Below are 14324 nucleotides of genomic sequence, written 5' to 3' on the forward strand. Positions count from 1 at the left end.
GGGTGGGCTACGCCGTCGGCCGGCGCTCGGACCGGGCCTGACGCTGCTGTTCGGCGGCCGTCTTCGCGGCCCTCCTGGCGACCGCCTTCGCGATCTTCTCCGCGTCGATGGCCATCTCGCGGATGTTGCCGCTGATGGGGTTGGTGTAGCCGGTGAAGTAGAGGCCGGGGGTGTTCTTCGGGGCGCGGGGGCCGTGGGTGACGGGGCGGCCGCGGTCGTCGAGGACGTCGAGGCGGCCGACCAGACCCTGCAGGGCGCGGACGTATCCGGTCGCGGCGATCACCGCGTCGGGGGAGAGGCGGGTGCCGTCGGTGAGGACGACCTTGCCGTCCTCGAAACCGCCGACGGCGGCCACGATCTCGACCTTCCCGCGGCGCACCGCCTCGATCAGGCCGACGTCCAGGATCGGAATGGCGCCCTGCTTCACCCGGCTGTAGAGCCCGCTGTCGGGGCGGGGCAGGCCGTGTGCGGCCAGGTCGGGCACGCTGACCTTGGCCATCGTGCGGGCCAGCCGGTCGACGAAGGCCGTCGGGAGCCGTCGTACCAGGATGGAGTTGTACTGGGCCGCCCAGCCGGCGGTGGAGCGGCGCACGATGTGCGGGACCGTGCGGACGGCCAGCCGCACCCGGGCGGCGCCGCCCTCGGTCAGGTCGACGGCGATCTCGGCGCCGGTGTTGCCGGTGCCGACGACGAGGACGTCCCGGCCGGCGAAGGGCTCGGCGTTGCGGTAGGCGCCGGCGTGCAGGAACTCGCCGCCGAAGCCGTCCCGGCCGGGCCAGTCGGGGATGTGCGGGGTGTGGTTGAAGCCGGTGGCGACCACCACCGCGGAGCCGGTCAGCTCCCGTCCGCCGGAGGCGTGCAGCAGCCAGCCGTCGCCGTCGGGCGAGCGCTCCACGCGGGAGACCTCGACACCGGTGACGATCTCCAGCTCGTGGTGCTCGGCGTACTTCTCCAGATAGCGCACCACGTCGTCACGGGAGACCCAGCGGCCGAAGCGGCGCGGTATCGGCAGCCCGGGGAGCGCGGACAGGCGCCGGGTGGTGTGCAGGTGGAGGCGGTCGTAGTGGCGGCGCCAGGACGCGCCGACGCCGTCCGACTTCTCCAGGATCACGGCACGGATGCCCCGGGCCCGCAGCGCGTACGCGGCGGCGAGACCTCCGGGGCCTGCGCCGATGACGTAGACGGGCGAAACGGTGGGGGAGAACACGGCCATGAGCGGGAGCGTAATCACGCGTCACGTTGATGGGTCTCGGTCAAGACCGGAATTGGTTGCGGATTGATCACACCCGTAGGAGAAGTGGGTGGGGTTTGTGACGTAGCCCACCTCATCTGTCGGAAGCGGGACCGAATCCGTTGGGAACCGGCCGGAAAGCGAAAGGCCCGTGACGCCGGGCCCCGGTGCGCTGGGGCCCGACGTCACGGGTGGGCGGTGTCCTCAGACAGACGGGAGAGGACACCGCGTTCGGGGAGGCTATCGCGGCTCCGAGAGCGCTATCACGATTGTGAGAGCTTCTTACTTCCGCGGGGCCCGATCAGTTCCGCGGCAGCCTCTTCGCTCCGCGGCAAGCCGTCAATTCCGCTTGCCCTTCTTGCCCTTGCCGTAGCCCGTCACCGTGGCGATCCAGGTGATGAAGTCGCCCGGGTCGGTGTTGGCGCCGTGCCCCTCGTCCCAGTAGTAGAGGTGGTTGACGTCGTCGCCGAGGTTGTCCAGGCGGGCCGCCAGGTTCGCGGAGATGACGTGCGAGGTGTCGGAGTCGCTGGTGCCGAGGCGGATCCACCAGTGCTTGGAGCGGCGGTCGTTGACCTTCTCCACCAGGTGGTACATCGGGTTCATCAGGTTCAGCTTCTCGGGGATGTCGGCGGCGACCCGCTTGGTGCTGAGGCCGGTGGAGTCGTTCTTCGCGCCGTACGCCGTGAAGTGGCGGGTCTCGGTGGTACCCGCTCCGAACTCGTTGTTCTCGCCGGCCGACAGGTCGAAGGCGTCGAAGGCCGGGGTGTCCTTCTTGCGGGCGCCGACGTGGGTGAGGAAGTCGTCCCAGGTGAAGGTGGCCTTGCCGCCGGAGAAGGTGATGAAGGTGTTCTTGGCCAGGTACGTCTCGCGGTCCGAGTCCGAGAGGGCGGCGAGGTACCTGGTGGCCGACGGCTGCAGGTACTGCTCGACCAGGTAGTCGTCGTAGTTGCGGGCGGTCAGCGGGCCGAAGCCGGCCAGGCCGCGCAGCCTCAGGCCCGCCTGGTACTCGGCGAACCGGGCCTTCAGGTCCTTGGAGACGGACTGGTCGACCTGCTTGCCGGTGGAGAGGTCGTTGGTGCCCCAGTTCCACTCGTAGGCGCCGTCGGCGTGCTCCAGGTCGGTGATCGGGCACCAGGCGCCGACCGCGAAGACCGCGTCGGAGGCGTCGGCGGCGCCGAGCTCCTTCAGGTACTTCTCGTAGATCGGGCTGTCGCCGGACGCGCCGAGCAGCGAGGACAGGGCGCCGCCCGCACTGGTGCCAGCAGAAACGATTCGCTCGGTGTCGCCGGGGATCAGGCCCTTGTTCGCCCTGATGTACCGGACGGCGGCCTTGAGGTCGACGATCGCGGCGGGGGCGGTGCCGTAGTACTCGCCGTCGGAGTTCTTGAGGGTACGGCCGCGGGCGCCGGGCTCGATCACGACGTACCCGGCGGCCAGCGCGAGCAGCTGGTTGCTGGAGGTGGCGCCGCCGGTGGCGTTGGTGTTGCCGTTGGCGTTGGAGGCCGCGCTCGCGGAAGAGCTGGGGGCCGCACCGCTCGGCGGGGTGCCGCCGCCCGCCGCCGAACCGCCGCCGCCGACCGCGGTGGCGTCGGCCACGGAGGCGGGCATGTAGCCGCCGATGGAGTTGGCGAGCAGGATCGGGGCGTTCGTCGGGTCGACCGCCGTGCCGTCGATCTCGACGGGGGCGCTGACGATCAGGGACTGGTAGGTGGCGTCCACCGGGCTGGCGACGTAGGTGATCGCCTTCCAGAAGTGGTATGTCACATTGTGCTCGGTGCCCTCGGTGTCCGTGATCGTCGTCGTCAGCTTCGAATACCCGTCCGGGTCGAACGTCAGGGAGTCCGAGGACGAGGAGGAGCTGCTCGACGCCTGAGCGCTGAGAGCGATACCGCCGACTGCCGCGACACCGGCCGTGGCGCCGATCCCCATGACCACGGTCCTGCGCTTCACTGCCCTGTGCTTCACCTTGCTGCTGCCTCTCGTGACGGGCTCCTTGGCCTTGCGACTGCGAACGTAATGTCGACCCGACAAAATCGTCAACAATTTCTCGGGATCTCACGGGGGACCCACAGCGTCACGGGAAATGCACAGGTTTTGCCCATCCGGGTCTGGGCTGCGCTTCAGAATCTGACGTAACGTCAGATTCATGGACGCGACGAGTTCCGACGGCAGCTCCGACGCCGGTTCCGAGGGCATACGCGGCGAGCGCCCGCGCTACGACCGCCCCGAACCGGACGCCTTCACCCGCCCCTACTGGGAGGCGGCGGCCGGAGGCCGGCTCCTGCTCCGCCGCTGCGGCTCCTGCGGCCGGGCCCACCACTACCCCCGGGAGTTCTGCCCGCACTGCTGGAGCGAGGACGTCACCTGGGAGCGGGCCACCGGCCGCGCGACCCTCTACACCTGGTCCGTCGTCCACCGCAACGACCTCCCGCCCTTCGGCGACCGCGTCCCGTACGTGCCCGCCGTGGTCGACCTCGCCGAGGGCCCGCGCATGATGACGGAACTGGTGGCCGCCGACCCGGAGACCCTGCGCGCCGGGCTGGAACTGGAGGTCGCGTTCCGGGAAGGGGTACCGGTGTTCCGCCCGGCATCGGCACCGGCACCGGCGTAGGCGTCGCCCCCCTGAGGCCGCGGGCCGTGCCGGGCCGGGCCGTGCCGGGCCGTGCCGTGCCGTGCCGTGCCGTGCCGTGCCGTGCCGTGCCGGGCCGTCCGGGCCGGGCACGGAACCCGCTGGGCCCGTGGCCGATACACGGGTTTCAATAGCCCCATGTCCCTCACCGAAGAACAGCCCGCCGTCCCCTGCCCCGATGCCGCCCCGCACGGTCACGGTCTGCGGCTCGACCGCTGGGACCCGGACGCTCAGGCGCAGGTCGAGGTGTGGCTGCGGTCCCGTACCGCCCCGGACTTCCGGCGCTGGAACACCCCGCTCACCGTGGTGAGCGACCTCGCGGGTGCCCGCGCCGCCCTGGCAGCGCAGCGGAAGCAGGCGGCGGACGGCACCTGCGCGCCGTTCCGGATCACGGACGCGGAGAGCGGTACGACCCTCGGCCACGTCGGCATCAACATGATCGACCGCACGTTCCGGACCGCCCGGGTCGGTTACTGGGTGCTGCCCGAGGAGCGGGGCCGCCGGGTCGCCACCCGCGCGCTGGCCCTGGCGTCGGACTGGGCCTTCGCCGAACTGGGCCTGCACCGCCTGGAGCTGGGCCACGCCCTCGGCCATGACGCGTCCTGCCGGATCGCCCTGGCGTGCGGCTACGGCTACGAGGGGACGCTGCGCGGCGCCATGTTCGAGGCGGGCCGGCAGGACGCCTTCCGGGACGTGCACCTGCACGGCCGCCTGGCCGCGGACCCGAGCCCGGCCTGGACCGGACACCGCTGAGGGAACGCATCGAAACCCTCACCGGCGAACTCGCCACCCCGCCCCACGACGCCCTGTCCCCCCGCCGTACCCGACGCACTGATCACCGAGCTCGAACCCGTCACCGCGGCCCTGGTGGCAACGGGCTCGCAGTGAACGCGGACATCTAATTCGGGTGCGGAGCACGACGGTCCACCGGGACCATCGACCATGACTCCACATGTTCGGTCCCACGACTGGCACTTCACCGCCGACGTCGACGAGTTCACCGCCCGCGCCCGCGACTTCCTCCACTCCCGCCCGGACCTGCACACCGTCCACCTCACGGTGACCGAGCAGCTCCGGCGGCGGGGTCCACGGGCGTACGGCGGCGATCCCCCGGTCCTCGGTGTCCTGACCCGCGGCGACGGCGGCGTGGCCGCGACCCTGATCCACACGCCCCCCTACGCCCTGAACGTGACCCGCCTCGCAGCCGGCGAGGCCGAGGCGCTGGCCGAGCGCCTCGTCGCCCTCGGCCACCCGGTGTCCGGGATCTGCGCCGACGGCGCCACGGCCGAGGCGTTCGTGGCGGCGTGGGCACGCCGGACGGGGCTGCGGGGGAAGCCGGTCGAGCGGCAACGCCTCTACCGGCTGGCCGAGTTGACGCCTCCCTCCCCGGCGCCGGAGGGGCGGGCGAGGGTGGCCGGGACGTCCGACCGGGACCTGCTGATCCGCTGGTACGAGGGGTTCGTCGCCGACGCGGGTCTGCAGGGCGGCCGGGACGGCGGGGAGTGGGCCGACTTCCGGCTCTCGTACGGCGGCGCCACGCTCTGGGAGACCCCCGACGGCACCCCGGTCTCCCTGGCCGGTCTGACCCTTGCGGTCGCCGGCCAGGTCCGGGTCGGGCCGGTCTACACCCCGCCGGAGCTGCGCGGCCGCGGGTACGCCGGGGCGGTGACCGCGGAGGTGAGCCGGGCGGCGCTGGCCGCGGGCGCCGCCGAGGTGCTGCTCTTCACGGACCTCGCGAACCCGACCAGCAACGCGCTCTACCAGCGGATCGGGTACCGGGAGGTGGCGGACTGGGCGGTGTACGAGTTCGGGGTCTGACATCTGTCGTCTGCCGCGCCGTCGTGGCTGGTCGCCCGGTTCCTCCCGCAGCGCTCCCGTCGCGGCGCTGCCGCACCGCCGCTCGGACGGTTCGGACTGCTCGGACAGGTAGGAGACGGCCCTCACGGGCGCTGTACTTGCGAGAGCATCCGCGGAGGCACACGCTGGGAGGGAGGCATGCCGACCACCGTATGGACCGAGCGCGGGTGGCCGCGGAGCCCGCGGGGGACCGCGGCCCGCGCGCAGAGAGCGGGTGCCCGATGAGGCTTGTCGTCGATCTCAACCGGTGTCAGGGGTTCGCCCAGTGCGTCTTCCTCGCGCCGGACGTCTTCGCCCTGCACGGTGACGAGGCGCTGCTGTTCTCCCCCAGCTTCGACGAGACGCAGCGTGACCGGGTGGAGAAGGCCGCTGCCGCCTGCCCGGTCCAGGCCATCCTCGTCGACTACTCCGACGAGCCGACGAGGGAGGCGCACCCCCATGTCGGCTGACACGGACATCGAACTCCTGCGCCGCCAGGGCCGCATTGTCGTCGTCGGCGCCTCGCTGGCCGGTCTGCGCGCCGCGGAGACCCTGCGCGAGCAGGGCTTCACCGGATCACTGACCATGATCGGCGACGAGCCGTACGAACCCTACGACCGGCCGCCGCTGTCCAAGCAGGCGCTGCTCGGGCGGGCACGGGCCGAGGACACCGCGCTGCCGCGGCGGCGGGACATCGACGCCGAGTGGCGGCTGGGGGTCGCCGCCGAGGGCCTGGACCGGGACGCCAGGCAGGTGCGCCTGGCGAACGGCGACAGCGTCCCCTACGACCGCCTGCTGATCACCACCGGTACCAGGGCACGGCCCTGGTTCCACCCGGAAGAGGCCGCGCTGGACGGGGTGTTCGTGCTGCGTACCCGCGACGACTCCGCCCGTCTGCACCGGAAGCTGACCGGGGGTGTGTCCCGGGTGCTGGTGATCGGAGCCGGTTTCACGGGCTCCGAGGTCGCCTCCGCCTGCCGGGAACTGGGCCTTGAGGTCACCGTCGCCGAACGCGGTCCGGCACCGCTGGTGGGCGCGCTCGGCGGGGTGATCGGCGCCGTCGCGGACCGGCTGCAGCGCAAGCACGGGGTCGACCTGCGGTGCGGCATCAGTGTCACCGCCCTGGAGGGCGACGACGTGGGACGGCTCAAGCGCGCCCATCTGTCCGACGGTTCGGCGATCGACGTGGAGGTGGCGGTCGTCTCGCTCGGTGCCATGCGGAACACGGAATGGCTCACGGCCTCGGGGGTGGCCGCGGGTCCCCGGGGGATCGCCTGCGACGCCGGGTGCCGGGTGTTCGACGTCAACGGCATCGTCACCGACGACATCTACGCCGCCGGTGACGTCGCACGCAGTCCCCACCCGCTGTTCGACTACCAGTTCCTGGCGCTGGAGCACTGGGGCAACGCGGTCGAACAGGCCGAGATCGCCGCGCACAACATGATCTGTTCGAGTCCGGAGCGCCGGCCGCACCTGTGGCTGCCGATGTTCTGGTCCTCCCAGTTCGGTGTCAACATCAAGTCGGTGGGTGTGCCCCCGCTGGGCGACCAGCTGGTCGTCGCCCAGGGGGCGCTGGCCGAGGAGCGGTTCGTCGCGGTGTACGGGTACCGGGGCCGCGTCATCGCCGCGGTCTCGTTCGACGGAGCCAAGTGGATGGGGTTCTACGAGCAGCAGATCGCGGCCGGTGCGCCCTTCCCGCCGGACTACGGCACGGTCGACCGCCGGACCGCCGCGCTGCAGCCGGTCGACCCGGACTTCCCGGACCCCCATCTGCCCACTCACGGGGCCACCGTCACGCTGACGGGTCACTCACCGAGCGAGCGGCGTGTCGAGTTCGTGCCGTCGCATGCCTGACCACCGGCCCTGAGCCGCCCGGAGCCCCGCAGGAGACATCATGACGCCCGACAGCATCTCCGCGCAGATCACCGACTACGCCAACCGAGCCGATCCGTACCCGCTCTACGCGGAACTGCGCAAGACACCGGTCAGGCGGGAGGACGACGGCACCTACCTGGTCAGCACCTACTACGAGGTGCGCAACCTGGCCAACGACCCGCGGCTGAGCAACGACACGCGCAACCGTCCGTCCGGCTACGCCCGCACCGCGGACGCGAAGGACACGACCCTGCCGCCGAGCTTCATCTTCACCGACCCGCCGGTCCACGACCGGCTGCGCGACACCATCAACCGGCCGTTCGGTCCTCCGCACAGCCCCAGGTTCCTCGACGGACTGCGCGGAGAGCTGGCCCAGGTCGTCACCGAGCTGCTCGACGCCTTCGAGGGCAAGGACCAGGTCGACATCGTGGAGGACTTCTCCTACCCCCTGCCCGTCACCGCCATCTGCAAGGTTCTCGGCGTACCGCGCGAGGACGAGGCGCGCTTCCACGTCTGGGCCGACGCCCTGGCGTCGTCACTCGATCCCGGGACCGACGACACCGCCCAGCAGAAGGGACAGCAGGCACGCCAGGACCTGGGTGCCTATCTGTCCGAGCTGATCGAGACCAAACGCCGCCACCCGGGCCCCGGCATCCTCAGCGCGCTCGCCCCCGACATGACACCGGCGGATCTGGAGGCCACGGCCGTGCTGCTGCTGGTCGCCGGCCACGAGACCACCGTCAACGCGATCACCAACACGACCCTCACCCTGCTGCGCCACCCCGACCTCCTCGACCGGTTCCAGAAGGAGCCGGAGCTGGCCGTGCCGCTCATCGAGGAAGTGCTGCGGTTCGAGCCCCCGGTCCAGTTCGTCCCGTGGACCACCGCCCTGGCCGACATCGAGGTCGCCGGCACCACGATCCCCAAGGGCTCACCGGTCTGGCTCATGCTGGCCGCGGCCAACCGCGACCCCAAACGCTTCATCGATCCCGACCGGTTCGATCCCGACCGCAAGGACAACGAGCACCTGGGCTTCTACACCGGCATCCACTACTGCTTCGGCGCCCCGCTCGCCCGGATCGAACTCCATCTGGCCGTGCCCGAGCTGTTCCGCCGGGTCAAGTTCTCCGGGCTCGTCGAGGACCCGCCGCCGTACCGCGCCAACGCGGTGCTGCGCGGTCCCCGTCACCTGCCCGTGGCGATCGAGGGCCTCGCGGCCTGAGCGCCGGTGCCGGCGCTCAGGGCCAGAGCAGTTCCCTGCGCCATCCGCCGTCCGGCTCCGTCGCGTACCGGAGCCGGACGTGCCGGCGGTCCGGGTCGCCCTGGAAGAACTCCGCCTCCTCGGGGCGCAGGTGGTACAGGGTCCAGGTCGGGGAGGGGACGGCCGGGTCGGCGCGGGCGCGTTCCCAGGCCGCCTCCGACTCCGTGCGCAGTTCCGCCAGCGAGGACAGCGGGCTGCTCTGGCGGCCGGTGAGCGCCGCCGCCAGGGCGCCCGTCGAGCGGGCGTGCAGGTCGGCCTGGCTCTCCTCCGAGGGAGCCGCGGTGACGGGGCCGCGGAGCCGGACCTGGCGGCCCAGCACCGGCCAGTAGAAGGCGAGGGCCGCGTACGGGCGGGCGCTCAGCTGGTGCCCCTTGCGGCTGGTCGCGTGCGACGCGAAGGACCAGCCGTCCGCGTCCGCGCCGTGCAGCATCACGATCCGGACGTCCGCCCGGCCCTCGTCGTCCGACGTCGCCAGGGACACGGTGTGCGGCTCCGGCTGCCCGGCCGCCACCGCCTCCGCGAACCACGTGGTGAAGAGCGGGAGCGGTGCCGCCGGAGCCGCGGCCGGGTCGAACGGCCGTAGCTCCGTGACCCCGGGGGACCAGACGCGGAGCGACTTCAGGAGCGCGTGAAGATCCGTTGCTGCCATGTGCCGAGTATCACTCGGCACCTCCCGCACCCGTGCCATCAGCCACCTCGTGCGGCGCTCCGCGGGCCGTGCGGCCAAACCCCGGGGCACAACCGGGCGAACTGCTGCGAACACCTGTGCCCCGGCCCCACACTGTCCGGCATGAGGGGACCGAAGACCGTGAAAGTGGCCGTACGCCACGTAAACGGTGATGCCGGGCGGCGCAGGACACGGGCCGTGACCTGGGCCGCGCGCGACTTCCGGCTGGTGCGGCCGGCCGTGGGCCGGGACCGGGTCGAGCTGGAATGCCCGGTCTGCACGGCGGCGGTCCTCGCCGAGGTCGCCGACCACACGCGCACCCGGCGGGTGCGGAACGTCTGGGCGGCCGTGTCGGTGCTCTGCCTCCTCGTGTCCGTCGCCGCCCTGGGCTACGTCGTCCACGAGGCGGGCAGGGCGCCGCTCCCGGCCCTCTTCTCCGTCGGCGTGTTCGTCGCGGTCGTCGGGCTCGTCATGACGCCCACGGCGTGGGTGCGCGGCCGCCACCACATCGGTGTCGCGCTTCTCGACGGGCCCGAGCCCAGGCGAAGCCATCGGATCGTGCCGGCCCGCTAGGCGCTTCGCCAGGGGGCCGCGGTCGGGTGGGGCGCTGTGGCGGGGTCCTCTCAGTGGCGGGCGAACTGGAGGGTGGTCCGCTGTGTCGCGTCCGGGCGTACCGCGAGTGCGGGCACGGTGAGTTGCTCGCCGTAGATGTCGGTGAGGCGGATCTCGCCGCCGCAGCCGGTGCCCTGTTCGGAGAGGAAGTAGTTGTACCCGGTGCGGGTCAGCGCCAGCCAGCCGCCGCCGGTGCGGACCTCCAGGCGGGCCAGCGGGTTGCGGTGGCCGATCGCCTGGATGCCGCACCAGTACTGCGTGGAACCGGTTTTGTAGCGGATCGAGACGGTGTCGGAGACGGCCGGGCTCAGCAGGTTCCAGGTGATCGCGATCCGGCCCGCCGAGAGCGGCGCGAGCTTCGCGAACGCCTGTCGGCTGAGGTCGAGTTGGCCGGCCGCGCAGGGTGCCGGGCACTCGTTGGTGATCCGTACGGTGATGGCCGTACCGCTCGCCGCCCGGACGGAGACGTACGCGCCGCAGGCCTTCGCCGTCTCGTAGTCCGCGGTGTTCATCGCCGCGGTCATCACGTCGGAGGTCGGGCCGTAGGAGCAGGCGCCGTCGCCGTTGCCGACGTCGTAGGAGGTGGCGACGCCCCGGTAGGCGGTGCCGGGGCGGATCCGGCCGGCCGCGGGGGCCGTGGTGGTACGGGCGGTGCCGTTCGCCGCCGTGTGGGCCGGGGTCCTGGAGGCCGTCGCGGAGGGGGAGGGCGACGCAGTGGTCCGGCTGCTCGTGGTGGGGGCCGGTGATGCCGTGGACGGTTTCGGTGACGGTTCCTTCGGGGCCGCCGCCGCGCTCGTCACGGCTGCGGGCGCGGACGCGGGCGCGGACACCGCCCGGCCCTGCCCGGTGGCACCGGCCGCGTCACCGGGCCGGAAGGCGACGACCAGGGCCACGGCGGCCACGGCGGCGACCGCGAGCAACGGGCCGCGGACCGGGCGCCACTGGAAGTCCTGGTCCGGCCGCGGACGGCGGCGATGTGAGGAGGAGGCCACGGAGGGATCCTTACGCGATTCGGCGGTGCACGTCCTTCGAACATCGAAGCTTCCGGTACGGCAGTTGCCGCCGGGGCCCGGGAGGTTGCCGCCGTTCCGGGGATTTCCGCAGCCGCTCGCGGAGCAGGTGTCAGCCCCGCCCCAGCACCACCGTCCCCGAAGAGCAGAACCAGCCCCCCGTCCCCGACGCCACCCCCAGCTCCGGCAGCCCGCCGTCCGCCCGCCGCACCTGGCGTTCCCCGGCCTCGCCGCGCAGCTGCCGTACCGCCTCCACGAGCAGGAACAGCCCGCGCATGCCGGGATGCTGGGCGGACAGGCCGCCGCCGTCCGTGTTCACCGGGAGCTCCCCGCCCGCGACCCGCAGCCGTCCCTTCGCCACGAACGCGCCGCCCTCGCCCTTCGCGCAGAAGCCGAGGTCCTCCAGGGTCACGAGGGTCATGTAGGTGAAGGCGTCGTAGATCTCGGCGAAGTCGATGTCGGAGGGTGTGACTCCCGCCCGGCGGAAGGCCAGTCGACCGCTCACCGCCGCCGGGGACACGGTGAAGTCCTGCCACTCCGACATGGTGGCGTGGGAGAGGCACTCGCCCGTGCCGAGGACCCACACCGGGGCGGTCCGGCAGTCCCGCACGTACTCCTCGGCCGCCAGCAGGACCGCCGCGCCGCCGTCCGAGCGGATGCAGCAGTGCAGTTTGGTGAAGGGGTCGGCGATCATCGGCCCCGACAGGACCTCGTCGACGGTGACCGGGGTGCGGAACATCGCGTCCGGGTTCAGCGCCGCGTTGGCCCGCGCCTGGACCGCGATCTCGGCCAACTGCTCGATCGTCGTGCCGTGTTCGATCATGTGGCGGCGGGCGGCCATCGCGTACTTGGCGATGAGGGTGTGGCCGTAGGGGACCTCGAACTGCAGCGGGCCGCGGGTGCCGAAGGACAGGTTCCCGGTGCGCCGCCCGGCCCGGATGTCCGCGCGGGCCGTCGAGCCGTACACCAGCAGGACCGCGTTGGCGTGGCCGGCGGCTATCGCGTCCGCCGCGTGGGCCGCCATGACCTCCCAGGTCGAGCCGCCGACGGAGGTGGAGTCGGCCCAGGTGGGGCGCAGGCCCAGGTACTCGGCGACCTCCACGGGAGCCAGTGTGCCCAGCCCCGCCGACGCGAAGCCGTCCACCACCTCACGGCCGAGGCCGGCGTCGGCCAGCGCGCGGCGGGCCGCCTGGGCGTGCAGGGCGTAGGGGGTGGCCTCGTCCACCCGGCCGCAGTCGGACAGGGCCACGCCGACCACGGCGACCTTGCGGGGTCCGGTCATGAATCTGACGGTACATCAGATACGCCGGACTCCGCCCCTGTGCATCTGCATCCATCGCCCCTAGCATGACGGACCGTCAGATCGTCAGGAGGTCCGGTCATGGACGCCCGATTCACCGACGAGCAGGACGAGATCCGGCGCGCCCTGCGTGAACTGCTCCACAAGCGCTGCGGCCCGGAGGACGTGCGGGCCGCCGTCGGCAGACCGGAGGGGTACGACCCCGGCCTGTGGACCGCCCTCGGCGAACAGCTCGGCCTGCCCGGCCTCGCCCTCCCCGAGGCATACGGCGGCGCAGGTTGCACACGCACCGAAGCCGTCCTCGCCGCAGAGGAGTTGGGGCGGGTCCTGGCCCCCACCCCGTTCCTCGCCACCGCCGTGCTCGCGGCGCCGCTGCTGCTCGCCCTCGGCACCGAGGCCCAGCGCGCCGAACTGCTCCCGAGGATCGCCGGCGGCAGCCTCACCGCCGCCCTCGCCGTCCCCGGCGCCCGGCTCGGCACCGCCCTCGCGCTCACGGGTCCCCCCGGCGGCGACTGGGCGGGCGGCGGGCGGGCCGGCGGCGTTCAGGCACGGCACCGGGGGGACCGGTGGCTGCTCTACGGCGAGGCCGACCAGGTGCTGGACGGGCACAGCGCCGAGCTCCTGCTGGTCCCCGCGCACACCGGGGGGTACGCCCGCCCGCGGGTCCTGCTCTTCCTGGTGGCGGGGGACGCCGACGGGGTGGTACGGACCCGGCGGACCGCCCTCGACGCCACGCGCGGTCAGGGGCGCGTGCAACTGCGGGACGCAACGGCCGAGTTGGTCGGAGCGGACGAGGGGGCCGACATCCAGCCCGCCCTCGCCGCCCTCGGCGACACCGTGGCCGCCGTGCTCGCGGCCGAGGCCGTGGGGGCCGCCGACCGGGCGCTGGAACGGACCGTGGAGTACGTGAAGCAGCGCGAGCAGTTCGGGCGGGCCATCGGGTCGTTCCAGGCGGTCAAGCACCGGCTGGCCGACGTGTACGTGGCGGTGCGGGCGGCCCGGTCGGCGGCCTACTACGCGGCCTGGGCGACGGCCCACGGAGACCGGGTCGGCGGGCTGGCGCTCGCGCAGGCGCTGGAGGCGCTGCGCACCGCCGCGGGGGAGGGCATCCAGCTGCACGGGGGGATCGGGTTCACCTGGGAGCACGAGGCGCACCTGTACTTCAAGCGGGGCGCCGGGGACGAGCTGCTGTTCGGGCCGGGGCACCGGCTGCGCGCGCACGCGGCCGAGGCGGCCGGGTTGTTCGCGGGGCGGGAGGTGGCGGTGTGATCGGCGTACGGCTGGTACAGAGGGTGTCCGCCACCCGGGGGTTCGCCAAGGTGGCCCCGCACGTGATCCCGGCCCTGGACCGGGCGGTGCACCGGCTCAGCCGCGGCCGGGTGCTGCTCAGCGACCGGATGCTGCCCGGGGTGATCCTCACCTCCACGGGCGCCCGCAGCGGACAGCCCCGCCGCACCCCGCTGGCGTGCATGCCCGAGGGCGACGGCTGGTTCCTCGTCGGCTCCAACTTCGGCCGCACCGGCCACCCCGCCTGGACGTACAACCTCCTCCACCGTCCCGACGCCGAGATCAGCTGGAAGGGCCGCGACGTCCCGGTCACCGCCCGGCTGCTGGAGGGGACGGAACGGGCGGACGCCTGGCGGCGGCTCCTGGTGTTCTGGCCGCCGTACGCCGCCTACCAGGAGCGGGTGGACCGGGAGATCCGGATCTTCCGCCTGACCCGCCGACAAGGCACCCCGTAAGGGGCGCGGCGCCCGGCGCTCCGCGGGAGGCGCCGCGATCTGCCGTCTGCCGTCTGCCGTCTGTCGACCGCGGCGCCGTCGTGGCTGGTCGCGCTGTTCCCCGTGCCCCTGACGGGTCGCGCTGTTCCCCGTGCCCCTGACGGGTCGCGCTGTTCCCCGTG

The 14324-nt window shown here is 72.9% G+C and carries 14 protein-coding genes; 9 read left to right on the forward strand and 5 right to left on the reverse strand.

All coding sequences use genetic code 11. The annotated features are described in order from the left end of the window. Positions 1 to 7: 7 nt before the first annotated feature. Complete coding sequence (locus tag ACIQVL_RS26750; RefSeq protein WP_403476537.1) at positions 8 to 1213, reverse strand: flavin-containing monooxygenase; 1206 nt, start codon at positions 1211 to 1213, stop codon at positions 8 to 10. A 357-nt stretch (positions 1214 to 1570) separates the two neighbouring features. After that, positions 1571 to 3160 (reverse strand): subtype B tannase, encoded by a 1590-nt coding sequence (locus ACIQVL_RS26755; protein ID WP_403476625.1) that lies wholly within the window; start codon positions 3158 to 3160, stop codon positions 1571 to 1573. Between the two features lie 217 nt (positions 3161 to 3377). Here ACIQVL_RS26755 and ACIQVL_RS26760 point away from each other — a divergent pair, with 217 nt between their 5' ends. From ACIQVL_RS26760 to ACIQVL_RS26785, 6 genes are all read left to right on the forward strand, one after another. Beyond that, complete coding sequence (locus ACIQVL_RS26760; protein WP_403476538.1) at positions 3378 to 3842, forward strand: Zn-ribbon domain-containing OB-fold protein; 465 nt, start codon at positions 3378 to 3380, stop codon at positions 3840 to 3842. A gap of 156 nt (positions 3843 to 3998) precedes the next feature. Continuing rightward, positions 3999 to 4613 (forward strand): GNAT family N-acetyltransferase, encoded by a 615-nt coding sequence (locus tag ACIQVL_RS26765; RefSeq protein ID WP_403476539.1) that lies wholly within the window; start codon positions 3999 to 4001, stop codon positions 4611 to 4613. Between the two features lie 189 nt (positions 4614 to 4802). Further along, positions 4803 to 5678 (forward strand): GNAT family N-acetyltransferase, encoded by an 876-nt coding sequence (locus ACIQVL_RS26770; protein ID WP_403476540.1) that lies wholly within the window; start codon positions 4803 to 4805, stop codon positions 5676 to 5678. 260 nt (positions 5679 to 5938) lie between these two features. Continuing rightward, positions 5939 to 6166, forward strand: coding sequence for a ferredoxin (locus ACIQVL_RS26775; RefSeq protein ID WP_403426877.1), 228 nt, complete (start codon positions 5939 to 5941; stop codon positions 6164 to 6166). Continuing rightward, positions 6156 to 7550, forward strand: a complete 1395-nt coding sequence (locus ACIQVL_RS26780; protein ID WP_403426879.1) for an NAD(P)/FAD-dependent oxidoreductase — start codon at positions 6156 to 6158, stop codon at positions 7548 to 7550. Before ACIQVL_RS26775 ends, ACIQVL_RS26780 begins: the two co-directional genes overlap by 11 nt. Positions 7551 to 7590: 40 nt before the next feature. After that, the gene (locus tag ACIQVL_RS26785; RefSeq protein ID WP_403426881.1) at positions 7591 to 8793 is read left to right on the forward strand and encodes a cytochrome P450; all 1203 of its coding nucleotides are present in this window, start codon (positions 7591 to 7593) and stop codon (positions 8791 to 8793) included. Positions 8794 to 8809: 16 nt separating this feature from the next. Here ACIQVL_RS26785 and ACIQVL_RS26790 read toward each other — a convergent pair whose 3' ends face one another. Then, complete coding sequence (locus ACIQVL_RS26790) at positions 8810 to 9481, reverse strand: pyridoxal 5'-phosphate synthase (protein ID WP_403476541.1); 672 nt, start codon at positions 9479 to 9481, stop codon at positions 8810 to 8812. A gap of 216 nt (positions 9482 to 9697) precedes the next feature. Here ACIQVL_RS26790 and ACIQVL_RS26795 point away from each other — a divergent pair, with 216 nt between their 5' ends. Next, positions 9698 to 10072: a hypothetical protein gene (locus ACIQVL_RS26795; RefSeq protein ID WP_403426885.1), complete on the forward strand. Its 375-nt coding sequence runs from the start codon at positions 9698 to 9700 to the stop codon at positions 10070 to 10072. Positions 10073 to 10122: 50 nt separating this feature from the next. On the opposite strand, the gene ACIQVL_RS26800 is transcribed toward ACIQVL_RS26795, so the two are convergent. Further along, positions 10123 to 11103: an expansin EXLX1 family cellulose-binding protein gene (locus tag ACIQVL_RS26800; protein WP_403476542.1), complete on the reverse strand. Its 981-nt coding sequence runs from the start codon at positions 11101 to 11103 to the stop codon at positions 10123 to 10125. Positions 11104 to 11233: 130 nt separating this feature from the next. Further along, a complete protein-coding gene (locus ACIQVL_RS26805) occupies positions 11234 to 12403 on the reverse strand; it encodes a thiolase C-terminal domain-containing protein (protein WP_403476543.1) in 1170 nt (389 codons plus the stop codon). Positions 12404 to 12502: 99 nt separating this feature from the next. On the opposite strand from ACIQVL_RS26805, the gene ACIQVL_RS26810 reads away from it, so the two are divergent. Together ACIQVL_RS26810 and ACIQVL_RS26815 are read left to right on the forward strand one after the other, a co-directional pair. After that, positions 12503 to 13690, forward strand: coding sequence for an acyl-CoA dehydrogenase family protein (locus tag ACIQVL_RS26810; protein WP_403476544.1), 1188 nt, complete (start codon positions 12503 to 12505; stop codon positions 13688 to 13690). After that, entirely contained in the window at positions 13687 to 14163 is a 477-nt protein-coding gene (locus tag ACIQVL_RS26815) for a nitroreductase family deazaflavin-dependent oxidoreductase (protein ID WP_403426895.1), read from the forward strand. Before ACIQVL_RS26810 ends, ACIQVL_RS26815 begins: the two co-directional genes overlap by 4 nt. Positions 14164 to 14324: the final 161 nt, after the last annotated feature.

This window comes from Streptomyces sp. NPDC090499, from assembly GCF_044769305.1.
In the GTDB taxonomy this organism is placed as follows: Bacteria; Actinomycetota; Actinomycetes; order Streptomycetales; family Streptomycetaceae; genus Streptomyces.

Bases quoted from the DNA above. Each gene is read 5' to 3' on its own strand.
- ACIQVL_RS26750 (WP_403476537.1), bottom strand. From the start codon at position 1,213: ATGGCCGTGTTCTCCCCCACCGTTTCGCCCGTCTACGTCATCGGCGCA.
- ACIQVL_RS26755 (WP_403476625.1), bottom strand. From the start codon at position 3,160: ATGGGGATCGGCGCCACGGCCGGTGTCGCGGCAGTCGGCGGTATCGCT.
- ACIQVL_RS26760 (WP_403476538.1), top strand. From the start codon at position 3,378: ATGGACGCGACGAGTTCCGACGGCAGCTCCGACGCCGGTTCCGAGGGC.
- ACIQVL_RS26765 (WP_403476539.1), top strand. From the start codon at position 3,999: ATGTCCCTCACCGAAGAACAGCCCGCCGTCCCCTGCCCCGATGCCGCC.
- ACIQVL_RS26770 (WP_403476540.1), top strand. From the start codon at position 4,803: ATGACTCCACATGTTCGGTCCCACGACTGGCACTTCACCGCCGACGTC.
- ACIQVL_RS26775 (WP_403426877.1), top strand. From the start codon at position 5,939: ATGAGGCTTGTCGTCGATCTCAACCGGTGTCAGGGGTTCGCCCAGTGC.
- ACIQVL_RS26780 (WP_403426879.1), top strand. From the start codon at position 6,156: ATGTCGGCTGACACGGACATCGAACTCCTGCGCCGCCAGGGCCGCATT.
- ACIQVL_RS26785 (WP_403426881.1), top strand. From the start codon at position 7,591: ATGACGCCCGACAGCATCTCCGCGCAGATCACCGACTACGCCAACCGA.
- ACIQVL_RS26790 (WP_403476541.1), bottom strand. From the start codon at position 9,481: ATGGCAGCAACGGATCTTCACGCGCTCCTGAAGTCGCTCCGCGTCTGG.
- ACIQVL_RS26805 (WP_403476543.1), bottom strand. From the start codon at position 12,403: ATGACCGGACCCCGCAAGGTCGCCGTGGTCGGCGTGGCCCTGTCCGAC.
- ACIQVL_RS26810 (WP_403476544.1), top strand. From the start codon at position 12,503: ATGGACGCCCGATTCACCGACGAGCAGGACGAGATCCGGCGCGCCCTG.